The organism is Wolbachia endosymbiont (group B) of Gerris lacustris, assembly GCF_964028355.1.
Classification (GTDB): Bacteria; Pseudomonadota; Alphaproteobacteria; order Rickettsiales; family Anaplasmataceae; genus Wolbachia.
On the sequence record NZ_OZ034761.1, the window covers coordinates 492,307 to 505,287 of the forward strand.

The following is a 12,981-nucleotide window of genomic DNA, read 5'->3' on the forward strand; positions in this document are numbered from 1 at the left end:
AAGAGATAGGAAGTTTTTAATAGTCTATATAATCATAAAAGCTATTGCAAACATCAAAATTTCTTATAACATCAAAGAATAGGTTATTTTTTAGTAAGAAATGAGCGAATTGGCAAAAAGCACTAGGGAAGATATAGAAGAAAAAGTAAAGAAGATTATACTAGAGCACATCAGTAAGGATGTAGAGAAATTTGGTAGCTCTTCAAAGCTTTCAGACCATGGCACAGATAGTTTAGATGCAGTTGAAATAATTATGGCAGCTGAAGAAGAGTTTGGTATAGAGATTCCTGATGAAGATGCACAAAAAATGGAAACTATGGAACAGATAGTTGAATATGTAGTAAACAAAGCAAACAATTAATGTTGAATGAGCAGAAAAGTAGTAGTTACCGGTGTTGGTTTAATTACTCCATTAGCAGCAGATGTCAATAACACTTGGTCAAAGCTGATAAAAGGTAAATCTGGCATAAAAGCAATTAGTATAGATAGGTTTAACTCTTCTGATCTTGCTTGTAAGGTTGCAGGGCAGGTGCCTGTGCAATCTGATAACACTGAGTATTATTTTAATCCGCCAGATTATATTTTTGAAAAAGACCTAAAAAGAACAGATCGTTTTATTCACTACGGAATTGCAGCAGCTGTTCAGGCAGTAGAAGATTCACTGATTTTGAAAAATCAAAATATTAATAAAGAGCGAATCGGTGTAGTTATTGGTTCTGGTATAGGTGGTCTTCCATTAATTCAAGAAAATGTAATTACCATGCAGGAAAAGGGGCCTAGGCGTGTTAGCCCATTTTTTGTCCCTGCGAGTCTAATAAATTTGATATCTGGTCATATTTCTATTAAATACGAATTTATAGGTCCAAATGATTCAGCGGTAACTGCATGTGCAACAGGTGCGCATGCGATTATAAACTCAGCAAGAGCTATAAAACTTGATGAAGCGGATGTGATGATTGCAGGTGGAGCAGAAAGTGCGCTATGTAGAGTTGGAATTGCAGGTTTTGCATCGATGAAGGCGCTATCAACTAAATTCAATGATAAACCTGAAGAAGCCTCAAGGCCATGGGATGAAGAACGTGATGGATTTGTCATGGGGGAAGGGGCAGGTATATTAGTGCTGGAAGAATATGAACATGCAAAAAAAAGAGGAGCAAAAATATATGCAGAACTCACTGGATATGGACTCACAGGAGATGCACACCACATCACAGCACCTCATCCAGAAGGAAGAGGCGCATTTAAGGCAATGGAGCTTGCTTTAAAGAATGCACAAATCAGCCCAAATCAAATTGGGTATATCAATGCACATGGCACTTCAACACCACTTGGAGACAAAATCGAAGTAATAGCAATGAAGCAGTTATTCGGTGACTATGCCTATAAAATACCTATTTCCTCGACTAAATCTTCTATAGGACATTTGCTTGGTGCTGCAGGAAGTGTTGAAGCAATATTTAGTATCCTTGCATTAAACAATGGAATCGTTCCACCAACTTTAAACCTACACAAACCTTCAGAAGGGTGTGATTTAAATTTTGTACCGCTTAAAGCTCAAGAGCATAAAATTCAATATGCGCTTTCCAATTCATTTGGTTTTGGTGGCACTAATGCGTCTCTTATTTTTAGAAGGGTGTAGTTAATTATGCTATTTTGAATCGACTATGAAGATGTCATTCGAGTAGCTGATACTGGAATTCAGCCTTTACATAATCATCAAAATGTTGTGTTTTAACATAAAATGACTACTTTTATGCTTACCAACTTAACTGGGTTCCAGTGTCAAGCACTGGAATGACAGAAGAATAAAAAGCAAAATTTTGCCTTTTACCGCTAACCTATTATACTTACTTGATAAGTTCTATCGCTTGATTAAATGCATAAAATATTAGTAAGAAGTAACCATAAGCCCTTGATTGGAAAAATCAAGATTAATGGTTCAAAGAATGCTATCTTGCCAATAATGGCGGCAAGCTTATTGAGTAATTCTTCAGTAATTCTGCATAACGCACCTGATTTAATTGATGTGCATTTGATGTCTGAGCTGCTTAAGAAGCTTGGTGCAAAAGTGAATTTTATACATAACAAAGATTATAAAGCAAATCATACTTTAAAAATTGACTGTAGCAATATCAATAACCATTTAATATCACATGAAATTGCAAGCAGACTGCGAGCATCTTTTTTAATTTTGGGTCCAATGCTCAGTAGATTTGGTAAAATTGCAACAGTGTTTCCTGGTGGTTGTAATATTGGAAAACGTCCTGTTAATATGCATATCAAGGCGCTCGAAGAAATGGGAGCTAAAATTGAAATTGATGGCTGTAACATAACTGCAACAATAAAGAGAAAATTGCAAGGTAAAGAAATAACATTTGAAAAGGTGAGTGTTGGTGCAACAGAAAATATAATAATGGCAGCAACACTTGCAGAGGGAGTAACAATAATAAACAATGCGGCAATCGAGCCGGAAGTTCTTGATTTAATAGAGTTTCTGAAGAGTATGGATGCCAATATTGAAGTTAATAACACAAAAATCACAATAGAAGGTGTTGAAGCATTAAATGGGTGTGAGCATAAAATAATACCAGATCGCATAGAGGCCGGTACTTATGCTTTGGCTGCTGTCATTACCGGCGGCGAGCTAAAGTTAGAAGGAGTAAGTTTGTCTGATATAGAATGTATTGCAAATGAATTGAAGACTATAGGAGCCGGAATTGAGTTATGTGACGATGGTATTATTATTTCTAGAAAAAATGGCTCTATTAAATCTACTCACGTTACAACAAATCCATATCCTAATTTTCCCAGTGATATGCAACCACAACTAATGTCTGCTATGTCAATTGCAGATGGAATATCAGTAATTGAAGAAAATGTTTTTGAAAATAGATTTGCACATGCAAATGAGCTAAGAAAATTAGGTGCTAATATTAGCATCGAAAAAAGTAAAGCTACTATAAGTGGAACAAAGAGCCTATCTGGAGCTAATCTGCATGCTAATGACTTAAGGTCAACAGCAGCTTTAATTCTTGCTTCTTTGGTGGCTAGAGGAGAAACTACAATAAATAACTCACATCATTTATGGAGAGGCTATGAAGCGATGGACGAAAAACTCAATTCGTGTGGAGCTGATATCTCCTTGAGGACATATTATGAATAAGCGAACTACAGTAAAAGAGATAGATGAAATTCTATACGAAGAACATAAGGTATTAGATCATGGATTTGTTCGAGTAATTGATTATATGGGCTCTGATAGCGCTATAGTTCAAGCTGCTCGCGTTTCTTATGGAAAGGGAACGAAACAGATAAATCAAGATGAAGCGCTTATAAAATATTTGATGAGACATCATCATACAACTCCATTTGAAATGTGTGAAATTAAGTTTCACGTGAAACTTCCAATTTTTGTTGCAAGACAATGGATAAGACACAGAACTGCAAATGTGAATGAATATTCTGGAAGGTATTCGATACTTGATAATGAATTTTATATACCAAAATCAGAACAAGTTGCAAAACAATCTGATAATAATAAACAAGGCAGTGGTGAAGCTTTTGACTCAAGTACTTCAAAAGAAATAATAGACTCTCTGATAAATGATTCTAATTTGGTATACTCTCATTATGAGAAATTTATTGAGCAGGGCCTTGCAAGGGAAATTTCCCGAACTAATCTAACACTTAATTACTATACCCAGTTTTATTGGAAGATAGATCTTCACAACCTTCTTCATTTTCTAAAGCTCAGAGCTGATAAGCATGCCCAATATGAAATTAGAGTCTATGCAGAAGTTATGTTGGATATAATAAAGAAATGGGTTCCGCTAGCCTATAATGCTTTTGTTGAATACTCGCTAAAATCATCCTGCATTTCAAAAACTGGTCTTGAAATAATTCGCAAGCTAATTAAAGGAGAAAATATTACTAGAGAAGAAATTGGCATGGGTAAAAGAGAATGGGATGAGCTGATGTCTATACTCGGTAAATAATCTTGAAGATAAATGTATAGTTGTTATTTACATAGCGTTTGCAGGATAGCTGTACAAAACCCAAACCAGTCACAGCTGCACGAACATTTTGGCAATTTCCATAGTAAACGGTGTCATTCCAGTACTTGATACTGGAATCCAGGCATTTTGATTCTAAATTGGGTGTTGGTCTTAAAACGTTTGTGATGAGATTATATGAAAAACTGGATCCCAGTGTCTGGGCACTGGGATGACATCTTCCTTTTCAAACTCTAGGCTCTGTGGACAAAAAACAAGGAAGAGAAGAAAAAAGTGGTAGTTTAACCAAGTGGATATAAAAGTGGAGAAACTACCAAGTGAAATATTATATAAAAGAAAGAAATTGGAAACAAATTTTAGAGTTTATAAAAGGCATAAAAGGAATGCATAGCAAAGACGAAAAACGTCTAAGAATATTCACAGAAGCAGTGTGGTATATGGCACGAAGTGGCTGCCAGTGGCGGCTTTTGCCACAGATTTATGGTAATTACAGAAGTATACATAAGCGGTTTAAAAGATGGTGTGAAAAAGATGTTTGGGCAAAGTTACTCGAGTATGCTAAACAAGAACCAGATTTAGAAGTTGCCATAATCGATGGTACAATCGTTAGAGTCCATCCATGTTCAGCTGGCTATACAAAAAATTCCAAAGAGCAAGAGGCTTTAGGGCGAAGCAAAGGAGGCTTTACAACCAAGATACATGCAGTTGTTGATGCACTCGGAAATCCGCTTAAATTTACCCTAACTGCTGGTCAAAGAAATGAGATTACACAAGCAGCAACACTAACTGAAAGCATTTACAATACTACTGTAGTGGCTGATAAAGGCTATGATAGCAACGCTTTTGTTGCAAGTCTTGAGAGCAAAAGATGTACAGCAGTTATTCCTCCGAAGCGTAACCGAAAAGTGCAGAGGTATTATGATGAGCATATTTATAAAGAACGTCATTTGATTGAGTGCTTTTTCGGTAAAATTAAAAATTTTAGGCGTATTTTTCCAGATTCGATAAAACGGCTGAGGTTTTTATGGGTTTTCTAAATTTTGTTGCGGCTCTTGTATGGCTTCTTTAAAATTTTGTCCACAGAGCCTAGTAGTCAAGCGCACAACTGTTGCAATTTGTAGGCAATTTTAGTAGTAGATGGTGTCATTCCAGCACTTGGTGCTGGAATCTAGTAAAAAAAGAATGGATCCCAGTGTCAAGCACTGGGATTACACCTTTCTGACTGGGATGATAGAAGATCATGCAAAAACCCTAATTTCCTATATCAATTAATTCTCATCCACCTTTTATGTTACATAAACTCATCACTTTTATAGAACATCTCATTAAAATCATTCAAAATTCCAAAATCTTGATTTTTAATAAACAGATGATCATTTGTAACATAAGCTTCAGAAAGAGTGATCGGCTTTCCATCAAGCTTGGAATCTTGCACATAAACTTTATTATACAGAGCTATCATTTGATTATAATTGTATTTCCCAGCAGTATACTGACTACTTAAGTTTTGATAAAAATTATCTATGTCTTGACCTTGAGCTTGCAGCACCGCCTTATATTTACCATCTCCAATAGCTTCACCTACCTTGATTTTTAAAGGATATTGTGATTCTTCTTTCATATCATCTATAACAATTGTTTCCTCTTGCTTCTCTTCGTCTTCTATTAGCGACCTTTTATTCCTCTCTCCATTTGCAGGTTGATCTGCTGGCATTTGGTCTATATCGTTCTCTTGCATAGTAATTTTTTCGAGATAGCTAAGCATGTCCTTTCCAGCTTTTTCCCAAGTTGCAGCTTCTTTTGAAAGCTGATGATAATAAGAATCATTATCACCTTTGCTATCTATTACATCTCTTGCTAGCCCTTTCTCTTCTGCCCATAACTCAGCATGTTCAACAAGTGTCCTGCCATCTTTGCCTACAACGTCAACATCAGCTTTGTTTTTTATTAGATATTCTATTGTATCTAACTGTCCATGCCTCACTGCATGAATCAGCGGTGTCCAGCCATCATTGTCCTGAGCATTAATATTCGCACCTTTTTTAACTAACTGCTCTATCATCTCCTTATTCCCAAGATCAACAGCAAGGTGCAAAGGTGTTAAGCCGTAGCTATCCGGAACATCAATATTCGCATTGTGGTCTATAAGATATTTAACTACTTCCATATTTTTCATATGCATGGCAAAATATAGCGGAGATTTACCAGAGCTAATATCACGGGTATCAATATCTATACCACGATCTATTAAGTATTTAGCAATTTCCGTGTGTTTTAGCTCAATTGCATAGTGCAGCAGCGTTTGAGCTGATGTATTGTTGATTGCACCATGCTCAACTAAACTCTTAACTATTTCCGCATGCCCTAGCTTAACAGCAACAAGTAATGGAAAAGTATAATAACTTTGACTATTAGGATCTGCGTTATGATCTAATAGATAGTTCACTATTTCTGTATTACCTGAATAAATAGCGCTGTATAATGGCGTTTTAGAATAAGCATCTTGAATATTAGGATTTGCACCACGATCTATTAGATATTTAGCTATCTCTGTGTTGCCAGATTCAATAGCATAGTGTAAAGGTGTCTTGTAATAGACATATTTAGTATTAGTTTTCTGATAATAATTGTCCTGAACATTAAGATTTGCTCCATGATCAATAAGATATTTTGCTACCTCCGTATTTCCTGACTGAATGGAACAATGTAGTGGTGTTTGTCCATTATGGTCTCTTGCATCAATATATGCATTGTGCTTTAGAAGCGTTGTTACTTTGCTTAAATCTCCCAATGAAGCAGCAGAATGTAAACTCGTCGCACCTGTTATCTTATTTATCTCGTCTGTGTTTCCTACATTATTGTCGTCAATATTCACCTTTAAGAAAGGCTGTTTATTATACTTCATAACTTTTGTTGTAACAGCTTTTCCTTGTTCGTCTGCACTCGCTTTTTTAGCAAGTTGCATAGTATCTTTTCTACTGATACTTTCTATCTTGATTTTATCACCACTTACATTATGTACTGGACTGTAACCATATAGACCCTTGCCTGCACTTTGTTGGCTTGTTGAACTTTCAACACTGTTAGATTCAACAACATTATATTCCATATGTTGTTCACCACTCAGCTCAGCTTTGACCCACTGTTTAAATTCCTGAGTATAACCTTTTAGCTCAGTCAAAAAATCCTCAACTAATTTCTTACCTTCATCCCTATCATGATATCTCTTATAAGTGGAGAGGCTCTTTAGTAAATTATCAATTAAGTCCGGGTGTTTATGTTCAAGAAACTTTACTACTTGCTCTGCTTCTGAATAGTAGTGATTTCCTTGATAATCATTACGTAATATCTCATCTAGTTTAAGATTCTTATTTTTTATTGCAATTAAAGCTTCTTTATCTCCGTGATCATTAATGTGCTTGCCATTTTCTAAACCAGCAACATAGTTAGCAATAGCTTCGTGCATTGCTTTTGGCAAGATATAGCTTAGACCAAGATTTGCAAAGTGCATTGCATGCCCTATCTCGTGCTTTAACGTATGTTGATTTAAATTCCCTTTACTATCTAGGTAGACATAAACGTCAGCAGCATTTCCCTTATTTAGATCGATCATTCTTGTGTAGCCATTAACACCGTCGCCAGCATCGAATCCAACTTTTTTCAAGTACTCTTTAAACTCATTTTGAGTGTTGAATACATAAGCATTGATCCTTATATCATGGTCAGAGGTATTAAAAGCACCCTTAAAGTCTCGTACAGCATCTTTAATGCTTTTTTCTATTGTATCTAGCTTATTGGCAGCTAAGTCATACTTGATATTTATATTAGTGTTATCAAGGGACACAGTTTTGCTAAGTGAAAGGTTTGACATTACACTATCCATGTAATTTACTATTTCCACTTGCCCTTGCTGTTTAGCATAAGTAAGGGGTGTACCATCGCATGCTCTTTTAATATAAAGATCAGCACCATTATCTATCAGACATTTCACCATATCTAAATTTCCACGTGTAATAGCTAGGTGTATCGGAGTGTAGTTATGAGTAAGATTTATATCTGCACCGTTTTTTATTAAATAATCTACTACTTCTGTATGACCTTTATTGACTTCTACATTTGCAGCAAGATGAAGAGGAGTATCATTCCATTCATCTAAAACATCAAGCCTAGCACCTTTTTCTACTAAAAATTTCACTGCAGCTAAATTTCCACCTTCAGCAGCTTTATGCAGAAAGGTTCTGCCGATATTGTCTTGTCGGTTTATATCTGCACCTTTGTCTATCAAATATTCTGCTAATTCCATACGTCCACGTGAAATAGCCATGCCAAGAGGATTATTATATTTACCCAGGTTAACATCGGCATTACCTATTTCGACTAGAAATTTTATCATTTTCTCATCATTGTTGATAACAGCATAAAAAAGTGGAGTGAGCTCATGTTTATCTTGCACGTCCACTCTAACGCCTTTATCTATTAACAGTTTGACCTCATCGAAACACCCACTAAAAACAGCTTTATGTAGAGCAGTATAGCCTGTAGAGGCTTTAGCATCTAAGTCTAAATTTTTTGATTTATCATATTCAGAATTTGTTTTAAATTTCATATTCACCTCTTAAAAATTTTCACTATAAATAAGTTTTGAGAAAAATGTGTTCACCATAGATTCATCCCTTACTTGATTTTTACATAACTGCTTAGATAGTTGATTATCGCTGAAAAGCCGATTCTTAGTATCGAGATATTTAGCATAGCTGCCAGCAGGTATTGAGTAAAAACCGCTTTCAAGTTCAAGATAAGAGCTTCTATTGAGAACAAAAAATAAATCGCTCTGGTCAAGCAGTATGTCATAACCAGAGCTCGTGCAATGTAAGTATTCATTGCCTTCATACTCTGCTATGTAGTACTTACTTGCATCAAGATCACCATAAAGCTGCAAAATTGCCGCTGAACGTCCATTCCCAATACTATGACCTTTTATTACTTTAAATGTTTTAATCTCACCATTTTCTGTGAATTCTCTTAACTTTTCATTCTTTTGATTTAATTCTTCCTCTGCTTTTCTTCTGTCTTCTTCTAATTTTGTTTCTTTTTCAACAAGCTCATTTTGTATTTGCAAAAACATATCTTGAATGGTTAAGCCATTTAGAAAGTAATCAAATACACTTGACACGAATGGCTGCAATTCACCATTATCTTCAAAGCTCTTTTCCTGCTCTTTGTCATATTGAGTGGGGTTATAGACTGCATACAGAGGATAAAAGCCATAATTCGTCTCACCAGGTGATAACTCTATTGAAAATCCGTTGTGATCAAGTGGAAGTTTAGTAGCTAAATATCTACCATTATTATCTCTGACATACAGCTCATTTATACCGTAGTGCCCACTATATTTGTTGTAATAAATGTAAAAATCTTCAGGACTAAGATCAAAGTAATTATCTAGATTATCAAGCTGAATTGTACTTCCAAGCTTTTCACGCAAAAGATTTTTGCTCTTATCTGTAAGTTTGATGCGTGCAGAAAAGTAACAACGATCTATTCGGTCACCTTTTTCTATTTCAAAGTCTAGGACTATCTTATCGCTAAACATACAGAATTTCCTCACATTTCCAATATTTATGATTATAAATTGTGTACTATGAAAAAAGCATTAAGGCTTCTTTATGTATCTAAAAACAGCGCTAACTTATGACAAGAACAGTTGACGTATTACTACCACTTCCAATTGATCAGCTATTTTCATATGCAATTGAGGAAGATACTGAAATTTCAATTGGAGATTACGTAGTGGTGCCGTTTGGCAAGAAGCGTTTGATTGGAATAGTTTGGAGATATAGCGGCAAGAGTGATCGAGAATTAAAATGCATTGAACAAAAGATCGATTTACCGAGTATTAGACCAAAACTGATCGAATTTGCAGAGTGGGTTGCACAGTATAATGTAATACCTATTGGTATGCTTGCCAAAGTGACAATGGGAGGAGTATTAAAGGTAAATCAAATAGATAAGTTAGTTTGCACTGAGCAAAAGCAGGAAATAAGTGAAATAGATTACCAATTAAACCCTGAACAGCAAGTAGCTCGAGATAAAATAATAAGTAATTTGAATGAGTATTCAGTAACTTTACTTGACGGTGAAACCGGGTCTGGAAAAACGGAAGTTTATCTCTCTGTGATTGCACAGTTGATTAAGAATCATAGTATGTACGCACATTGTCTACCAAAAAGGCGTAACTCCATCCTATGGTGTCATTCCAGCGTTTCCTTCTCCTTTCATCCCAATGCCTACTTTTCTTGCCATTCCAATGCTCTCTTCTCTTGTCATCCCAGTGCTTCTTTCTCCTGTCATCCCAGTGCCCCGACACTGAGATCCAGTTTTTCATATAATCTCATCACAAACATTTATTTTAATTTAAAATCAATACCAAATTTAGAATCAAAATTTCTGGATTCCAGTGTTAAACACTGGAATGACAACTTTTTATTTAAGGCAAAACCCACTGTAACACTTAGCATACTGCCTTTGCCAAGCACTGGAATGACAACAGAAGGAGGTAATGCACAAGTCCTGATCCTTCTGCCAGAAATTGTCCTAACTTCACAATTGGTAAATCGTAAGATATCCGGTAATATAGCCCAGTGGCATTCAGGACTTACTCCAAAAGCTCGCCGAAATAATTGGCTCAATATAGCAAACGGAAGTGCACAGATCATTATTGGGGCAAGGTCAGCGCTTTTTTTGCCTTATAAAAACCTAAAATTAATCATCGTCGATGAAGAGCATGACTCATCCTTTAAACAAGAACAGGGGATTATATATAATGCTCGAGATATGGCCATTATCTTAGCCAAGCTCGAAAATATTTCGATTATTTTATCATCCGCCACTCCGCTGCTTGAAACAATTTATCATGTTAAAAAAGGGAATTACAATCATGTAAAATTGACTAAACGATTCGGTGGTGCAGAGTTGCCACAAATAAAAGTAGTAAATAATAAGCAATGGATTTCTAATGAACTTTTCGAAGGGATAAAACAAACCATAGAGAAAAAACAGCAAGTTATGCTCTTTCTAAACCGCCGGGGATATGCGCAACTTGCAGTTTGTAAAAAATGTGGATATAAAATTTCCTGCTCAAATTGCACTGTATGGCTTACTTACCACAAGAAAAAGAACGTCCTTTTGTGTCACCATTGTTCTTATCAATCAAAACTTCCAGAAAAATGCTCGAATTGTCAAAGTGAGAAGTCACTGTTCCTTTATGGTGTAGGAATTGAGAGGTTAGTTGAAGAAATAGTAAAACTATTACCAAATGCGAAAACTGCAATTATCAGCAGCGATCAGAAGTCGCTTGGTAGCGTCATTGACTCAGTGCTCAAGGAAGAAGTGAATATTATAATTGGTACACAAGTAATTGCTAAAGGGCATAATTTCCCTAAATTAACTTTGGTTGGAGTGATAAATGCAGATTTAGGACTTGAAAATTCTGATCTTAGGGCAGCAGAAAAGACGTATCAATTGTTGCATCAAGTTGCAGGAAGATCGGGAAGATTCAACGAAAAAGGAACAGTAATAGTGCAAACTAATAATCCTGAAAGTTTGATAATAAAAGCATTGCAGCAGCAAAAAAGGGATTTGTTTTATGAAATTGAACTTGAGTCAAGACGCAAAGCTAAAATGCCACCATTTAGTAGATTAATAGCGCTTATAGTTTGCGGTAAGGATCAATTTGCAACGCAAAAAGCAGCAAGTGAGCTAACAAGCTTTTTACATAATCAATCTTCAACTACCTCTCAGCACTTAACGCTGGAAGAATTTGAAATTTTTGGTCCATCTCCAGCAGCAATAAATTTTTTAAACAATAAATATCGGTATAGAGTGTTACTCAAAATACACAATAAATACAGTCTGTCTATAAAGAAAAAGCTGAAACATTGCTGTAACTTGAGTTCAAACATTGCAGTAACAATAGATGTTGATCCTGTGAGTTTTTTTTGATGTTATTTGAATTTATTTGACATTCGTAGGAATTGCTAATAAATTATACTAATTTTTTAATTAAAAATTTGACTTTTATTAGAATTTATTATATTGTTAATATAATTACAATAGGTAGATAATATGACTGCTTTGCTTAAAATCATTAATAATCCAGACAGGGATTATAATAAAAAAGTTATAGAATTGCAAAATTATCTTAATGATAATAAGGAAATTGTGATTAACAAGCAGTTATTCGCACTGGCTATTTCAAATAAAATCCCTGTAAATGGAGATCTTATCAATAAGGAAGGAGGAAAGATAGTATACCCTATCTTGCACCACTGTATTGAACACGATAGTGCAATATCTGAGAAAAAAGAGAAATTATCGTTTCAAAGCGTGATGAAGATTTTAGATAAGGTGGTTCATATGCTTGATACTACTAAGTATTTCTATCAATTGATAAATTTTCGAGATCAAAGTAGTGAAAGTACATTATTACACCAAGCTGTTATAAGTAACAACACTAACGCAATAGAAGCCCTTTTGAAATATGGTGCAAATCCTTTGTTAAAGAATAAAGAAGGTAACATTCCACTAGATTTAGCTCAAGGAAATACAAAAAAAGTGCTAATTAAATTTATGCAAGACCAAGCTCAATCGAAAAAAGAAAGTGCTAGATGTAATGGTTTGATTGGAATTATACCTGGAGTTTTTCTCGGTATTGGACTGGGTGTTGGTAGTGCTTTAGTACCTTCAATGACTATTATATTATGCGCACTCGCAGTATCTGCTCTTGTTGCTGGAATAGCAATTGGACTGGCTATATACTTCCTAAGTCAGGACTATAAACAGGCTAAAGCCATAGAAGAAGCTGTTGATTCTCAACTCTCTTCCATCAAGCATGAAAAGGCTTATACAAATGAAGCAATGCTAAAAACTCAATAATAACTGTAAGTTTTTTAACATTAGATTTCTTGCA

At 35.2% G+C, this 12,981-nt stretch carries 8 protein-coding genes and 1 pseudogene; 7 read left to right on the forward strand and 2 right to left on the reverse strand.

Annotation, left to right across the window (positions count from 1 at the left end; all coding sequences use genetic code 11):
• Positions 1–100 precede the first annotated feature (100 nt).
• From acpP to ABWU62_RS02505, 5 genes and pseudogenes are all read left to right on the forward strand, one after another.
• Positions 101–361 carry an acyl carrier protein gene (gene acpP / locus ABWU62_RS02485; protein ID WP_353287414.1) on the forward strand — a complete coding sequence of 87 codons (261 nt, stop codon included), beginning with the start codon at positions 101–103 and terminating at the stop codon, positions 359–361.
• Positions 362–367: 6 nt separating this feature from the next.
• The gene (fabF, locus tag ABWU62_RS02490) at positions 368–1,639 is read left to right on the forward strand and encodes a beta-ketoacyl-ACP synthase II (protein WP_353287415.1); all 1,272 of its coding nucleotides are present in this window, start codon (positions 368–370) and stop codon (positions 1,637–1,639) included.
• 237 nt (positions 1,640–1,876) lie between these two features.
• Positions 1,877–3,163, forward strand: coding sequence for a UDP-N-acetylglucosamine 1-carboxyvinyltransferase (gene murA / locus ABWU62_RS02495; protein ID WP_353287416.1), 1,287 nt, complete (start codon positions 1,877–1,879; stop codon positions 3,161–3,163).
• Positions 3,156–3,995, forward strand: coding sequence for an FAD-dependent thymidylate synthase (thyX, locus tag ABWU62_RS02500; protein WP_353287417.1), 840 nt, complete (start codon positions 3,156–3,158; stop codon positions 3,993–3,995). The genes murA and thyX overlap by 8 nt, the downstream gene beginning before the upstream one ends.
• Before the next feature lie 335 nt (positions 3,996–4,330).
• Positions 4,331–5,082 (forward strand): annotated as a pseudogene (locus tag ABWU62_RS02505) (IS5 family transposase).
• Positions 5,083–5,304: 222 nt separating this feature from the next.
• Here the strand turns inward: ABWU62_RS02505 and ABWU62_RS02510 are convergent.
• Positions 5,305–8,619, reverse strand: a complete 3,315-nt coding sequence (locus tag ABWU62_RS02510; RefSeq protein WP_353287418.1) for an ankyrin repeat domain-containing protein — start codon at positions 8,617–8,619, stop codon at positions 5,305–5,307.
• Positions 8,620–8,628: 9 nt separating this feature from the next.
• Positions 8,629–9,606 carry a hypothetical protein gene (locus tag ABWU62_RS02515; RefSeq protein WP_353287419.1) on the reverse strand — a complete coding sequence of 326 codons (978 nt, stop codon included), beginning with the start codon at positions 9,604–9,606 and terminating at the stop codon, positions 8,629–8,631.
• Between the two features lie 98 nt (positions 9,607–9,704).
• On the opposite strand from ABWU62_RS02515, the gene priA reads away from it, so the two are divergent.
• Positions 9,705–12,014: a primosomal protein N' gene (priA, locus tag ABWU62_RS02520; protein ID WP_353287420.1), complete on the forward strand. Its 2,310-nt coding sequence runs from the start codon at positions 9,705–9,707 to the stop codon at positions 12,012–12,014.
• A gap of 123 nt (positions 12,015–12,137) precedes the next feature.
• Positions 12,138–12,947 carry an ankyrin repeat domain-containing protein gene (locus tag ABWU62_RS02525; RefSeq protein ID WP_353287421.1) on the forward strand — a complete coding sequence of 270 codons (810 nt, stop codon included), beginning with the start codon at positions 12,138–12,140 and terminating at the stop codon, positions 12,945–12,947.
• Positions 12,948–12,981: the final 34 nt, after the last annotated feature.